The organism is Citrobacter sp. wls711 (assembly GCF_005281055.1).
In the GTDB taxonomy this organism is placed as follows: Bacteria; Pseudomonadota; Gammaproteobacteria; order Enterobacterales; family Enterobacteriaceae; genus Citrobacter; species Citrobacter gillenii.
This window is the reverse complement of the sequence record NZ_SZXC01000006.1, coordinates 262,902-276,170: the sequence shown is the minus strand read 5'-3', so window position 1 is coordinate 276,170 and position 13,269 is coordinate 262,902. Positions and strand designations below refer to the sequence as shown.

Here is a 13,269-nt window from a genome sequence, read left to right as displayed (position 1 = left end):
CGGAAAACGAATGACGACGCTGACAGAAGACGATGTGCTTGAGCAACTGGATGCTCAAAATAACTTACTCTCGTTTATGACGACGGCACATAACATTTTGCTACTTGGCATTAAGCGCTTTCTGCCGTCGCTGTTTGTCGATAACGATGAAGAGATCGTGGAATATGCAGTGAAGCCGTTACTCGCACAGAGCGGGCCGCTGGATGATATCGATGTTGCGCTACGCCTGATTTATGCGCTGGGGAAAATGGATAAATGGCTGTATGCCGATATCACTCACTTTTCCCAGTTTTATCAGTACTTAAATGAACAGGGTAACATCCCCGGCTTCGCCGATGATATGACCTGGGATTTTATCAGCAATCTGAATAGCATTACGTGTAATACCACCCTGTACGGCGCACTTGAATCAATGAAATTTGCTGACTTTGCTACGTGGTCAGAGGTGCGTTTTACGACAATGGTCAAGACGGCGTTAACGCTGGCGGTAACGACAATATTAAAGGAATTAACGCCGTGAAAATCGGGCTAATGGTTAATGGGCTTCATGTTGAAGCGCATTATGATGAAGATGAAGTAGAAAACGTTCACAAACCCTTATTACAACGACTGGCGAGACTACATTCTGCGAACCCGCAACGTCGCACGATTGTTTTTCTTAGCGCCCCCCCCGGTACGGGAAAATCCACGCTCACCACTTTCTGGGAATATCTCACCCGTCAGGATCCTGCGCTACCGGAGATCCAGACGCTGCCAATGGATGGCTTCCATCATTACAATGCCTGGCTGGATGCCCATAATCTGCGGGCATATAAAGGTGCGCCGGAAACGTTTGATGTCGATAAACTGGCACAGAATCTGCGGCAGGTGAGAGAGGGGGAAAGCACCTGGCCACAGTACGATCGGCAAAAACATGACCCGGTTGAAAATGCTGTTGTGATAACCGCCCCGATCGTGATTGTTGAAGGCAACTGGTTATTGCGGGATGACGACAGATGGCGAGGATTAGCAGAATTCTGTGATTTTTCGCTGTTCATCCGCGCTCCAGCTGATGCTCTGCGTGCGCGGCTGGTAGGTCGTAAACTGGCTGGCGGGCTTTCACAAGCTGACGCCGAGGCATTTTATGATCGCACCGACGGACCGAATGTTCTCCGGGTACTGGAAGGTAGCCTGCCCGCTGATCTCATACTGGAAATGACGGCCGATGGAGAGTATCGGACTGTGTGAGTGTTCCGTTATGTAGGCGAGCGATTCGCGAGAAATGGCGCTGCGTAAATGCAACGTCATGGCTGATAGCGACCACGCTGGTGCCCCGTGCGCGGCACACCGAAAGCCAGTTCTCAAATACCGCCAGCCAGTGCGCGTCAAAATCTCGGCTCGGCTCATCAAGCAGAAGAAGGGCCGGTGCCATGGCTTCAAGGCTGGCGACGGCGACCATACGTCGTTGCGCGGTATGCAGATCCAGCGGATGGGCGTCGGCGACATCCGCTAACTGACATAATTGCAGGGCTGCCGCGGTGCGTTGCGCAACCTCTGTTGCCGGGCGTTTTTGTAACCGTAAACCAAAGGCCACTTCCTCTGCGACCTTGCTGTGAAAAATTTGGTTTTCGGCTTCCTGAAACAATACGCCGAGCACTGTCGCTCTTTCGCGGTTTTTCAGTTGCGCAATCGATCGACCATTTAGTGTTACCGTGCCAGAGGAGGGGGGCAGAAGGCCCGCCATGATGCGCAGCAGCGTGGATTTTCCCGCGCCATTATCGCCCGTCAGCGCCAGCCATTCACCGGCGTTAAGATTAAGCGAGATGTTGTGCAGGCAGTTATAAGAGGCATTCGGCCAGCGATACGTCACCTGGTTAAGCGTTAGCATTGTGGGGATAGCGCTCCGTCACGCAGTTGCCATGCCTGCTGACAATGGCTGATAAAAGGGGTGTGGTCGCGTTCGAAAAGCACAATCAACGCCTGTTGTTCCTGCGCCCATTGATGCAACCGATCCAGCAACATACTGGTGGCCTGCGCCGTCAGACGACTGAATGCTTCATCCAGAATCAATATTCTGGGTTGCATGGCTAGCGCGCTGGCAATGACCACTCGCTGTGTTTCTCCGCCGGAAAGCGTTCCTGGATGGCGATGGCGCAACGACTGGCATTCCGTCAGTGTGAGTGCCGCGTCAATTCGACGCATAATTTCAGCCTCCTGCAGGCAGAGGTTCTCCGGGCCGAATGCCACTTCTTCCTCCACGCTGAATGTGCAGCCAGAAAGCTGCAGATAAGGCGATTGCTGCACCAGCTGGATGGTACACGACTGCTCGACGAGTGACAGGTGTCCGACAGGATTTCCCAGCAGCTTTCCTTTCCCTTCAATCTCTCCGGGAAGAAAATCGGGGTACCAGCCTGCCATCAGCTGTGCCAGCGTACTTTTTCCGCTGCCGTTATCACCGAAAATCGCCACCATTCCGGGTTCTGCATAGTGGAAGTCAAAGCAGGCTGGTGGGCGCGTAGCGTGCGTCGGGAGATAGCGAAACTGCTCTAGCGTAACCATATCCACACTCCTGTTTCGACCAGCATGGCGAGTACCATCGTGTAGCGGGCAATGCGTTGTAAGGTGCTGTCCTCCGGTGCCCATAACGTTGTGCGTCTGCGATGCAAACGAAAGGCCCGCATGTCCAGGGCCGCCCCGCGAACCACCAGATCGTTAAGCGCATTATGCGTGAGTGGCACGATCAGCGCTGGCATGGCGCGCAGCCGTTGATACCAGTGCTCGTCCAACGGCACGCCGCGCGCGCGCTGGGCTTCGTGAATAATCGCCAACTGGCGTTTGAGTTGCTCAACAACCAGCAGCGGGCCTGCAAACAGGTAGGCAACGCCGGGCGGCAGGCGGGAGGCAAACAGGGCGCGAATAAACCGCGATACCGGCACGTACTGCATCCACAGCTGTGACGTTGACACAATTGCCAGGATCCGCAGCCACAGCGTGACGGCATCGGCCCACCGTTGTGGCGTGCGCGGTTGTCCGCTTATCCATTCGGTCAACCAGCCACCGTGGACCAGCCACAATCCAACGCCCAGGGGCACCATCAACCAGACGACATATTTCGCCCGGGGACGCGTGGCTGGTATACACAGTAAGAACAGGAATACGACCGTGCTATAAACGGTAAGCGGTATTCCCGCGGGTAGCAGCAATGTGGAACATGCGGCCAGCGCCCACAGGGTTAACGAGGTAAACGGGTGCATTTAGCGCACAGCGGACATCGTTGGAAAATGACGTGTGGTGCGCAATGGAAGCTGGCGCAACAGTACCCAAACAATCACGGCGGTGAGAATTTTATCTACCAGATTGGCGCCAATCACCGTGACAGCCACCGACTCAACCAGACCCTCGCCAACCGAGTGCATCCAGGCAACAAATAAATCAGCGCCGCTGCCGGTCACGCCGCCAAACAAGGTGGTGCGGATAGGCACGGCAACGACAGTGACGGCCAGGGTAATAATCACGCCGCTGATCACCACTTTCGGTAAGGTACGAAACCATCCTGCTCGTGCCAGCCATCCTGCGACCAGCCCGATAACCATGGCTACCGGCGCGAAGGCGGCAGCGATCGGATCGGTGAGTAACCCCCACAGCAGGTTGGTGAGTAATCCCGTTAACATTCCCACAATCGGGCCTAATAGCACCGCGCTGATAATGGTGCCGATGGAGTCGAGAAAAATAGGCAGTTTCACCATGCTGATGAGCTGTCCACCGACCATATTGATGGCGATGGCAATAACAATCAGTACCAGTGACTGGCTGGAAAATTGGCGACGCGCCATAGAAAACCTCTTTAAAGTGAAGCGTTAACGGGATGTGATAACCAGTTCGTCATAGCCGGAAACGACACAAGGTTGGCGGCTAAACGCCAGCTCTGTAAGTTCGCCAATCACCAGTTCCAGCGTGGTGCGCACGGTACAGCCCGGCATCATGTGGCCTCCCAACATCGCGCCCTGTGGGTCAGAAACCGCAAGATGCAGGTGCTCGCCGGTCAGTTCCAGCGTGCCGTTCAGGGAGATAATTTCCCAGGTGCCGGTGAGCAATGTGGTTTCTTCCTGACCCGCGAAGCGTAAGGCAACGTGGGCTAAACTTCCGGTACAACCGGCAATCCAGGCGGCATGTAATTGATGCTGTTGGATAAAATCGTGCAGTCGGGAAAAGACTTCCTGGCCAGGGAGTAAACGCAGCGCATGAAAGCGAGCTGCAGAGGCGTGAGGAGAGTATGTGACCATAGGTTGAGGGACTCCGAGACTCGGACGTAGCGCTGATAATATAGACGCTGGCTAGGGTGCTTTCTGATATAAATCAGGATTTGTGACACGGCAACGAAATAATCTTGCTACGCTTATTCGCAATTCAGGAATATGGAATAAATTTAGCGGGGTAGAGCGTTAAAATGTGATGTAAGTCAGATAACGGTGTTCTGTTGCTGGACAATCATTCCTTTTATTCCTTGTTTCGCTTATTCTAGCTGAAGCGTTTCAGTCGATTAAATGTTCGACAATTAATCAAACAGTCGCAGTTTGCGACAGGTAAGGTTTCCCTGAGCGATTTGCTGCATTACTCTGTCAGCCACATCGTTTCTGAGAAATCCTTGCAGGAGACCTATGACCGTACGCGTAGCGATTAATGGTTTCGGTCGCATCGGGCGCAACGTGGTTCGTGCTTTGTATGAATCCGGGCGTCGGGCGGAAATCACCGTGGTGGCCATCAACGAATTGGCGAGTGCTGAAGGCATGGCGCATTTGTTGAAATATGACACCAGCCATGGACGTTTTGCCTGGGATGTTCGCCAGGAACGCGACCAGCTCATTGTTGGCGACGACGCGATTCGCATTCTGCATGAGCGAACACTCGATGCGCTTCCGTGGCGCGAACTGGGTGTTGACGTCGTGCTGGACTGTACGGGGGTCTTCGGTAGCCGCGAACACGGCGAAGCGCATATTGCCGCAGGTGCAAAAAAAGTGCTCTTTTCACATCCTGGTAGTCACGACATCGACGCAACCGTTGTGTTTGGCGTTAATCAGGATCAGCTGCGCGCTGAAGACCGGATCGTTTCCAACGCCTCCTGCACCACGAATTGCATCATTCCCGTTATTAAATTGTTGGATGATGCTTACGGCATCGAGTCCGGCACCGTTACGACGATCCACTCCGCGATGCACGATCAACAGGTTATTGATGCCTATCATCCCGACCTGCGTCGTACGCGAGCAGCCAGTCAGTCGATTATTCCCGTTGATACCAAACTGGCGGCGGGGATCACACGAATTTTTCCACAATTTAACGATCGTTTTGAAGCGATTGCGGTGCGTGTACCGACCATAAATGTGACGGCGATCGACTTAAGCGTGACGGTGAAAAAACCAGTAAAAGCGAGTGAAGTCAACCAGTTGCTGCAAAAAGCAGCACAAGGTGCATTTCATGGTATAGTTGACTATACGGAATTACCGTTGGTCTCTGTAGATTTTAACCACGACCCGCACAGCGCCATCGTTGATGGTACGCAAACGCGCGTAAGTGGTGCTCACCTGATCAAAACATTGGTCTGGTGCGATAATGAATGGGGCTTTGCTAACCGCATGCTCGACACAACGTTAGCGATGGCTGCTATTGGTTTCAGGTAAGGCGCGTGAGCGCTTGCAAAACTTTAAGAATCAACGAGAGGATTCACCATGTCTGTAATTAAGATGACCGATCTGGATCTTGCTGGTAAACGTGTTTTTATCCGTGCGGATCTGAACGTACCAGTTAAAGAAGGGAAAGTAACCAGCGATGCGCGTATCCGTGCGTCTCTGCCAACCATCGAACTGGCCCTGAAACAGGGTGCAAAAGTGATGGTAACTTCCCACCTGGGTCGTCCTACCGAAGGCGAGTACAACGAAGAATTCTCTCTGCTGCCGGTTGTTAACTACCTGAAAGACAAACTGTCTAACCCGGTTCGCCTGGTAAAAGATTACCTCGACGGCGTTGACGTTGCAGCCGGTGAACTGGTGGTTCTGGAAAACGTTCGCTTTAACAAAGGCGAGAAGAAAGACGACGAAGCACTGTCTAAAAAATACGCTGCACTGTGCGACGTATTCGTCATGGATGCTTTCGGTACGGCTCACCGTGCGCAGGCTTCTACTCACGGTATCGCGAAATTCGCTGACGTTGCTTGCGCGGGTCCGCTGCTGGCCGCTGAGCTGGACGCACTGGGTAAAGCTCTGAAAGAACCGGCTCGTCCGATGGTTGCTATCGTTGGTGGTTCTAAAGTTTCTACCAAACTGACCGTTCTGGACTCTCTGTCTAAAATTGCTGACCAGCTGATCGTCGGCGGTGGTATCGCCAACACCTTCGTTGCCGCGCAAGGCCACAACGTGGGTAAATCCCTGTACGAAGCAGACCTGGTTGATGAAGCCAAGCGCCTGCTGACTCTCTGCGACATCCCGGTACCGGCTGACGTTCGCGTAGCAACTGAGTTCTCTGAAACTGCGCCTGCAACGCTGAAATCTGTTAACGACGTGAAAGAAGACGAGCAGATCCTGGATATCGGTGACGCATCTGCACAGCAGCTGGCTGAAATCCTGAAGAATGCAAAAACCATTCTGTGGAACGGCCCGGTTGGCGTGTTTGAATTCCCGAACTTCCGCAAAGGGACTGAAATCGTGGCTAACGCCATTGCCGACAGCGAAGCATTCTCTATTGCTGGCGGCGGCGACACCCTGGCGGCTATCGACCTGTTCGGTATCGCTGACAAAATCTCCTACATCTCCACTGGTGGCGGCGCATTCCTCGAGTTCGTGGAAGGCAAAGTTCTGCCAGCAGTAGCCATGCTCGAAGAGCGTGCTAAGAAGTAATTCAGTTCAGGCGGGGTGACCCACCTGTTTTTCAGCGCGCTTAAACGCTCGCGAACCTTCTTCAACGGTCGAAGATACAGATACAGGACTACGTAACATGTCTAAAATTTTTGATTTCGTAAAACCGGGCGTCATCACTGGCGACGACGTACAGAAAGTTTTCCAGGTAGCAAAAGAAAACAACTTTGCACTGCCAGCCGTTAACTGCGTCGGTACCGACTCCATCAACGCCGTTCTGGAAACCGCTGCAAAAGTTAAAGCACCGGTAATCGTTCAGTTCTCTAACGGCGGCGCTGCATTCATCGCGGGTAAAGGCGTGAAGTCTGACGTTCCTCAGGGCGCGGCAATCCTCGGTGCTATCTCTGGTGCGCATCACGTTCACCAGATGGCTGAACACTACGGTGTTCCGGTTATCCTGCACACTGACCACTGCGCGAAGAAACTGCTGCCGTGGATCGACGGTCTGCTGGACGCGGGTGAAAAACACTTCGCAGCAACCGGCAAACCGCTGTTCTCTTCTCACATGATCGACCTGTCTGAAGAGTCTCTGGAAGAGAACATCGAAATCTGCTCCAAATACCTGGCGCGCATGTCCAAAATGGACATGACTCTGGAAATCGAACTGGGTTGCACCGGTGGCGAAGAAGACGGCGTGGACAACAGCCACATGGACGCTTCTGCACTGTACACCCAGCCGGAAGACGTTGATTACGCGTTCACCGAGCTGAGCAAAATCAGCCCGCGTTTCACTATCGCGGCATCCTTCGGTAACGTACACGGCGTGTACAAACCAGGTAACGTGGTTCTGACCCCGACTATCCTGCGCGACTCTCAGGACTATGTTTCTAAGAAACATAACCTGCCGCACAACAGCCTGAACTTCGTCTTCCACGGCGGTTCCGGTTCTACTGCTCAGGAAATCAAAGACTCCGTAAGCTACGGCGTAGTGAAAATGAACATCGATACCGATACCCAATGGGCGACCTGGGAAGGTGTTCTGAACTACTACAAAGCAAACGAAGCTTACCTGCAGGGGCAGTTGGGTAACCCGAAAGGCGAAGATCAGCCGAACAAGAAATACTACGATCCGCGCGTATGGCTGCGTGCTGGTCAGGCAACCATGATCACCCGTCTGGAACAGGCTTTCAAAGAACTGAACGCGGTCGACGTTCTGTAATTTACGCCGTTCAACGTGACATCAGGCCCGCAAATGCGGGCCTTTTTTATTGTCATTTCTCGCGGTAGTCGACAGAGAATTATGTGATCTATTTGGCAAAAATGGCGTTTATTGTTTACCCTTGTCAAATTGCCCGTCCCGGTGGGGCGGCTTTCTTTCTCCCGCTTGGGTAAGCAAAAAAGGAATAGTGAATGGAAGATTTGAATGTTGTCGACAGCATAAACGGTGCGGGTACCTGGCTGGTGCGTAACCAGGAGCTGCTGTTGAGCTATGCCGTCAACATCGTTGCGGCTATCGCTATTGTCATCATCGGGATGATTGTGGCTCGGGTTGTGTCCAACACCATTAACCGTGTGATGGTGGCGCGTCAAATTGATGCGACCGTGGCTGATTTTCTCTCTGCGCTGGTGCGTTACGGTATTATTGCCTTTACGTTGATTGCTGCGCTGGGCCGCGTGGGCGTGCAGACCGCCTCTGTTATCGCCGTGCTCGGTGCCGCCGGTTTAGCCGTTGGTCTGGCGTTGCAAGGCTCGCTGTCTAACCTCGCCGCAGGCGTTCTGCTGGTGATGTTCCGTCCGTTCCGCGCAGGCGAATATGTCGATCTTGGCGGCGTAGCGGGTACCGTGCTCAATGTGCAGATTTTCTCAACCACCATGCGTACCGTAGACGGCAAAATTGTGGTGATCCCCAACGGGAAAATCATTGCCGGTAATATCATTAACTTCTCTCGCGAACCGGTTCGTCGCAACGAATTTATTATCGGGGTGGCGTATGACTCTGATATCGACCAGGTTAAACAAATCCTCACCGATATCATTCAGTCTGACGAGCGTATCCTGAAAGACCGTGAAATGACGGTGCGCCTGAATGAGCTCGGGGCGTCCTCGATTAATTTCGTGGTGCGCGTCTGGAGCAACAGCAGCGATCTGCAAAGCGTCTACTGGGACGTACTGGAACGCATTAAGCGTGAGTTTGATGCTCACGGCATCAGCTTCCCGTATCCGCAAATGGATGTGAATTTCAAGCGCGTGAAAGCAAACGCGGCAGAATAATCGCGAGCCCGGTGGCGCTACCGCTTACCGGGCCTACAAAACCTGTAGGCCGGATAAGGCGTCAGCCGCCATCCGGCGTTTTCCCTCCGGGTATTAATTCCTCTTATACCTGATTAATATTATCAATTTCCGCTAATGATTATCCCGCGCTATAGTCTGCGCTTAAGAGAAACAGTTCGGGATATTCAACGTGTTATCATACTATTTTCAAGGACTTGCGCTTGGCGCAGCGATGATACTTCCGCTCGGTCCGCAAAATGCTTTCGTGATGAATCAGGGTATTCGTCGCCAGTATCACATTATGATCGCCTTACTTTGTGCCATCAGCGATTTACTGCTGATCTGCGCGGGGATCTTTGGCGGCAGCGCCTTGCTGATGCAATCGCCATGGCTGATGGCGCTGGTAACCTGGGGCGGCGTGGCGTTCTTACTCTGGTACGGTTTCGGCGCGTTAAAAACGGCGATGAGCAGTAATCTGGAGCTGGCCAGTGCCGAGGTGATGAAGCAGGGGCGCTGGAAAATTATCGCTACGATGCTGGCGGTGACGTGGCTTAACCCGCATGTCTATCTCGATACCTTCGTGGTGCTGGGCAGCCTTGGCGGTCAACTGGACGTCGAGCCGAAGCGCTGGTTTGCTCTGGGTACTGTTAGCGCATCGTTCCTGTGGTTCTTTGGCCTGGCGCTGCTGGCGGCCTGGCTGGCGCCGCGTCTACGCACCGCCAAAGCACAACGAATCATCAATACGCTGGTGGGACTCGTGATGTGGTTTATTGCTTTTCAACTGGCAAAAGAAGGCGTTGCGCACGTAGATGCGCTGTTCAACTAAGTGTTGTCTGATGGACAACAGGCTGAGATCCGCTAAGCTTGCCTGCATGCGCCCTGAGTTTCGGGGTAAATAATGAAACATGGAGGAACGACAGTGAAGTTCAAAATAATGGCCCTGGCGGCATTAGTCGGATTCAGTGCACTCTCAGTACAGGCAAATGAATTGCCGAATGGACCGCACATCGTGACTTCCGGAACGGCAAGCGTGGACGCGACACCTGATATTGCGACGCTGGCAATTGAAGTCAACGTGGCGGCAAAGGATGCGGCCTCAGCAAAGAAACAGGCTGACGAACGCGTCGCGCAATACCTTTCCTTCCTGGAACAAAACCAGATAGCGAAAAAAGACATCAGCTCTGCAAACCTGCGTACCCAGCCGGATTACGATTACCAGAATGGTAAAAGCGTACTCAAAGGCTATCGTGCGGTGCGCACCGTTGAGGTGACTCTGCGTCAACTGGACAAACTCAACGCGCTGCTGGATGGCGCGCTGAAAGCGGGTCTGAACGAGATTCGTTCAGTGTCGCTGGGTGTTGCCCAGCCGGATGCCTACAAAGATAAAGCGCGTAAAGCGGCCATTGATGATGCGATTCATCAGGCTGAACAACTGGCGGCGGGCTTTAACAGCAAACTCGGCCCGGTTTACAGCGTGCGCTACCACGTGTCGAATTATCAGCCAAGCCCAATGGTACGGATGATGAAAGCCGACGCAGCGCCTGCAGCATCGGCGCAGGAAACCTACGAGCAGCCGGTCATTCAGTTTGACGATCAGGTCGATGTGGTCTTCCAGATAGAGCCTGCGGCAAGTCAGCCAGCGACAACACCTGCCAAAACGCAGTAATCTTTTCAGACCCGGCTTTTCAGCCGGGCTTTTTATGTGATCAACTGTAAAAATGCGACCGCGTCGTGCGTCTTTTTTGGGGCTGCATGAGGATATGCCATAGTGATTTTATGAGGTGACTATGGATATTTTTATCTCGAAAAAGATGCGTAATTTTATTCTGCTGGCGCAAACCAATAACATCGCCAGAGCGGCAGAAAAAATCCACATGACCGCATCGCCCTTTGGCAAAAGCATTGCTGCACTGGAAGATCAAATCGGCTATACGCTGTTTACCCGTAAAGACAACAACATCAGTCTCAACAAAGCCGGGCAGGAGCTGTATCAAAAACTGTTTCCCGTCTATCAGCGTTTGTCCGCCATTGATAACGAAATCCATACTTCCTCGCGTCGTTCGCGTGAAATCGTTATTGGCATCGACAATACCTATCCGACCATCATTTTCGACCAGTTGATAAGCCTTGGTGATAAATATGAAGGCGTGACGGCTCAGGCCGTTGAATTCAGTGAGAATGGGGTGATTGATAATCTGTTCGACCGACAGCTGGATTTTATTATTTCACCGCAGCATGTTTCTTCGCGCGTTCAGGAGCTGGAAAATCTGGCGGTGAGCGAACTGCCTCCCCTGCGCCTGGGGTTCCTGGTGTCCCGCCGTTACGAAGAAAAGCAGCCTCAGGATCTGCTGCGGGAATTACCCTGGCTGCAAATGCGCTTCCAGAACCGCGCCAATTTTGAAGCCATGCTGGATGCCTACATGCGGCCCTGTGGGATCCATCCAACCATTATCTATCGTCCATATAGCTTTATGGCTAAGGTGAGTGCGGTAGAGCGCGGACATTTTCTGACGGTGATCCCCCATTTTGCCTGGCGGCTGGTGAATCCGGCAACGCTGAAATATTTTGATGCGCCCGGCAGCCCGATGTACATGCAGGAGTTTCTCTATTCGCTGAAAAATCATCGTTATACCGTCACGATGCTCCAGCACATTGCGGAAGATCGTGACGGTACGGCAGATTAACCCAGCATTGATCCTGTTTCGAGCAGGTTGCGGTGCAGATCAAACGCGTGGCTGAGATCGTGATGAATATGCCCGCCGGGCGCTTGTTCCAGGTAGCGATGCAGATAGTCGCGGTACAGCGGGTGTGCGCAGTTGTCGATAATAGTGTGCGCCCGTTGCAGCGGTGATAACCCGCGCAGATCGGCAATCCCTTGTTCGGTAACGATCACTTTGACGCTGTGTTCGCTGTGATCGACGTGGCTGCACATCGGGACGATCGTCGAGATCTTACCGTCTTTGGCAATCGACGGGGCCATAAAAATAGACAAATAGGCGTTGCGCTCGAAATCCCCGCTGCCGCCGATGCCGTTCATCAGGTTTACCCCTGCAACATGCGTGGAGTTGGCATGGCCATAGATATCAAACTCCAGACCGACATTCAGCGCAATCACCCCCAGCCGGCGGATGATCTCCGGGTTATTGGAGATCTCCTGCGGGCGCAGCACAATGCGGCTGGCGAAGAAATCCATATTGGCATAAATCTTCTGTAGCGAGGCGGCGGAAATCGTCAGGCTGGAGGCGCTGGCACCGGTTATCTTGCCCGTTTCCAGCAGATGCACCACCGACTCCTGCAGTACCTCGGAGTACATCATAAAGGGGGGAATATCCGGGTTCTCGCCCAGTCGTGCCATCACCGCGTTATTAATATTGCCGACGCCGCTTTGCAAGGGCAGAAACTCAGGTGGAATACGTTTGTGCGCCATTTCCGCCAGCAGAAAGCTCACCACGTTATCGGCAATTTGCTGGCAGAGCGGATTGGTTTTATCCGCCGTACTGCCGGCATCGGGCAGGTTCGTTTCCACCAGAGCGACGATTTTTTTCGGGTCTATTTGGACGCACTGGCTGCCGATGCGATCCATAGTATGAAAAATGGGGACGCTGTTACGCCGCGGCGGCGCGCCTGGTATCACAATGTCGGCCAGTTCCGCTACGCGCGGACTGTGATAATGATTCAGCTCAATAATGACTTTTTTCGCCCGTAGCAGCCAGGTTGGCGCGTTGCCGATCCCGCTGGTCAGCCAGATCCTGCCGTCAGGCGCAATGGCTGAGGCCTCTATAACAGCAACATCAATGTCGCCAAAAAAGCCGTAATTGACCATCTGCGCGACTTCACTGAGATGGAGATCGACAAACCGCACCTGGCCTTGATTAATTTTCTGACGCAGGCCAGATGAGGTTTGATAAGGCGCGCGCCAGGAAACGGCATCCGCCTCCGAGAGCGCGTCATCTGCGGCAGCGCTAATTGACGCGCCGGTCAGCAGGCGGATCTGAAAAGGCTGCCCGACCTGATGCAGTTCGCTGGCTTGCCGGGCAATCGCTGCGGGCAACGCCTTTGGTGAACCCGCAGGTGTAAAGCCGCTGAACGCCACCATATCATCATGCTGAATAATTTCTGCCGCCTGTTCGGCGCTCATCTGTTTCATGGCTTTTCCTTTAGCTGACCGCGA

Annotated in this window: 15 protein-coding genes; 9 read left to right on the top strand and 6 right to left on the bottom strand. The window is 53.3% G+C overall.

The window, feature by feature from the left end; translation table 11 throughout:
* Nucleotides 1-10: 10 nt before the first annotated feature.
* Nucleotides 11-520 (top strand): MltR family transcriptional regulator, encoded by a 510-nt coding sequence (locus FDW98_RS01725; protein WP_096755763.1) that lies wholly within the window; start codon nt 11-13, stop codon nt 518-520.
* Nucleotides 517-1,227, top strand: coding sequence for a nucleoside/nucleotide kinase family protein (locus FDW98_RS01720; protein WP_096755764.1), 711 nt, complete (start codon nt 517-519; stop codon nt 1,225-1,227). The genes FDW98_RS01725 and FDW98_RS01720 overlap by 4 nt, the downstream gene beginning before the upstream one ends.
* Here FDW98_RS01720 and FDW98_RS01715 read toward each other — a convergent pair.
* Genes FDW98_RS01715 through FDW98_RS01695 form a run of 5 tightly spaced genes read right to left on the bottom strand, consistent with a single transcriptional unit; the run spans nt 1,184 to nt 4,262 of the window.
* Nucleotides 1,184-1,867: an ABC transporter ATP-binding protein gene (locus FDW98_RS01715; RefSeq protein WP_096755765.1), complete on the bottom strand. Its 684-nt coding sequence runs from the start codon at nt 1,865-1,867 to the stop codon at nt 1,184-1,186. The two genes, FDW98_RS01720 and FDW98_RS01715, sit on opposite strands and share 44 nt — an antisense overlap.
* The gene (locus FDW98_RS01710; protein WP_096755766.1) at nt 1,861-2,538 is read right to left on the bottom strand and encodes an ABC transporter ATP-binding protein; all 678 of its coding nucleotides are present in this window, start codon (nt 2,536-2,538) and stop codon (nt 1,861-1,863) included. The genes FDW98_RS01715 and FDW98_RS01710 overlap by 7 nt, the downstream gene beginning before the upstream one ends.
* On the bottom strand, nt 2,526-3,233 hold the full coding sequence (locus tag FDW98_RS01705) for an energy-coupling factor transporter transmembrane component T (protein WP_096755767.1): 708 nt from the start codon (nt 3,231-3,233) through the stop codon (nt 2,526-2,528). The genes FDW98_RS01710 and FDW98_RS01705 overlap by 13 nt, the downstream gene beginning before the upstream one ends.
* Complete coding sequence (locus FDW98_RS01700; protein ID WP_096755768.1) at nt 3,234-3,812, bottom strand: ECF transporter S component; 579 nt, start codon at nt 3,810-3,812, stop codon at nt 3,234-3,236.
* Nucleotides 3,813-3,836: 24 nt separating this feature from the next.
* Nucleotides 3,837-4,262, bottom strand: a complete 426-nt coding sequence (locus tag FDW98_RS01695; RefSeq protein ID WP_096755769.1) for a PPC domain-containing DNA-binding protein — start codon at nt 4,260-4,262, stop codon at nt 3,837-3,839.
* Between the two features lie 375 nt (nt 4,263-4,637).
* Here FDW98_RS01695 and epd point away from each other — a divergent pair, with 375 nt between their 5' ends.
* From epd to FDW98_RS01660, 7 genes are all read left to right on the top strand, one after another.
* Entirely contained in the window at nt 4,638-5,657 is a 1,020-nt protein-coding gene (epd, locus tag FDW98_RS01690) for an erythrose-4-phosphate dehydrogenase (protein WP_096755770.1), read from the top strand.
* 48 nt (nt 5,658-5,705) lie between these two features.
* On the top strand, nt 5,706-6,869 hold the full coding sequence (gene pgk / locus FDW98_RS01685; protein ID WP_096755771.1) for a phosphoglycerate kinase: 1,164 nt from the start codon (nt 5,706-5,708) through the stop codon (nt 6,867-6,869).
* 97 nt (nt 6,870-6,966) lie between these two features.
* Entirely contained in the window at nt 6,967-8,046 is a 1,080-nt protein-coding gene (gene fbaA / locus FDW98_RS01680) for a class II fructose-bisphosphate aldolase (protein ID WP_096755772.1), read from the top strand.
* Between the two features lie 191 nt (nt 8,047-8,237).
* A complete protein-coding gene (locus FDW98_RS01675) occupies nt 8,238-9,098 on the top strand; it encodes a small-conductance mechanosensitive channel MscS (protein WP_096755773.1) in 861 nt (286 codons plus the stop codon).
* Nucleotides 9,099-9,288: 190 nt separating this feature from the next.
* A complete protein-coding gene (argO, locus tag FDW98_RS01670) occupies nt 9,289-9,924 on the top strand; it encodes an arginine exporter ArgO (RefSeq protein ID WP_096755774.1) in 636 nt (211 codons plus the stop codon).
* Nucleotides 9,925-10,017: 93 nt separating this feature from the next.
* On the top strand, nt 10,018-10,764 hold the full coding sequence (locus FDW98_RS01665; protein ID WP_096755775.1) for an oxidative stress defense protein: 747 nt from the start codon (nt 10,018-10,020) through the stop codon (nt 10,762-10,764).
* 121 nt (nt 10,765-10,885) lie between these two features.
* Nucleotides 10,886-11,782, top strand: a complete 897-nt coding sequence (locus tag FDW98_RS01660) for a LysR family transcriptional regulator (RefSeq protein WP_096755776.1) — start codon at nt 10,886-10,888, stop codon at nt 11,780-11,782.
* Here the strand turns inward: FDW98_RS01660 and FDW98_RS01655 are convergent.
* Nucleotides 11,779-13,245, bottom strand: a complete 1,467-nt coding sequence (locus FDW98_RS01655) for an acetyl-CoA hydrolase/transferase family protein (RefSeq protein ID WP_096755777.1) — start codon at nt 13,243-13,245, stop codon at nt 11,779-11,781. The two genes, FDW98_RS01660 and FDW98_RS01655, sit on opposite strands and share 4 nt — an antisense overlap.
* Nucleotides 13,246-13,269: the final 24 nt, after the last annotated feature.

Coding starts and splice junctions, on each gene's coding strand:
- FDW98_RS01705 (WP_096755767.1), bottom strand. CDS start 3,233: ATGCACCCGTTTACCTCGTTAACCCTGTGGGCGCTGGCCGCATGTTCC.
- FDW98_RS01700 (WP_096755768.1), bottom strand. CDS start 3,812: ATGGCGCGTCGCCAATTTTCCAGCCAGTCACTGGTACTGATTGTTATT.
- FDW98_RS01715 (WP_096755765.1), bottom strand. CDS start 1,867: ATGCTAACGCTTAACCAGGTGACGTATCGCTGGCCGAATGCCTCTTAT.
- FDW98_RS01655 (WP_096755777.1), bottom strand. CDS start 13,245: ATGAAACAGATGAGCGCCGAACAGGCGGCAGAAATTATTCAGCATGAT.
- FDW98_RS01710 (WP_096755766.1), bottom strand. CDS start 2,538: ATGGTTACGCTAGAGCAGTTTCGCTATCTCCCGACGCACGCTACGCGC.
- FDW98_RS01675 (WP_096755773.1), top strand. CDS start 8,238: ATGGAAGATTTGAATGTTGTCGACAGCATAAACGGTGCGGGTACCTGG.
- epd (WP_096755770.1), top strand. CDS start 4,638: ATGACCGTACGCGTAGCGATTAATGGTTTCGGTCGCATCGGGCGCAAC.
- FDW98_RS01660 (WP_096755776.1), top strand. CDS start 10,886: ATGGATATTTTTATCTCGAAAAAGATGCGTAATTTTATTCTGCTGGCG.
- pgk (WP_096755771.1), top strand. CDS start 5,706: ATGTCTGTAATTAAGATGACCGATCTGGATCTTGCTGGTAAACGTGTT.
- fbaA (WP_096755772.1), top strand. CDS start 6,967: ATGTCTAAAATTTTTGATTTCGTAAAACCGGGCGTCATCACTGGCGAC.
- FDW98_RS01725 (WP_096755763.1), top strand. CDS start 11: ATGACGACGCTGACAGAAGACGATGTGCTTGAGCAACTGGATGCTCAA.
- FDW98_RS01695 (WP_096755769.1), bottom strand. CDS start 4,262: ATGGTCACATACTCTCCTCACGCCTCTGCAGCTCGCTTTCATGCGCTG.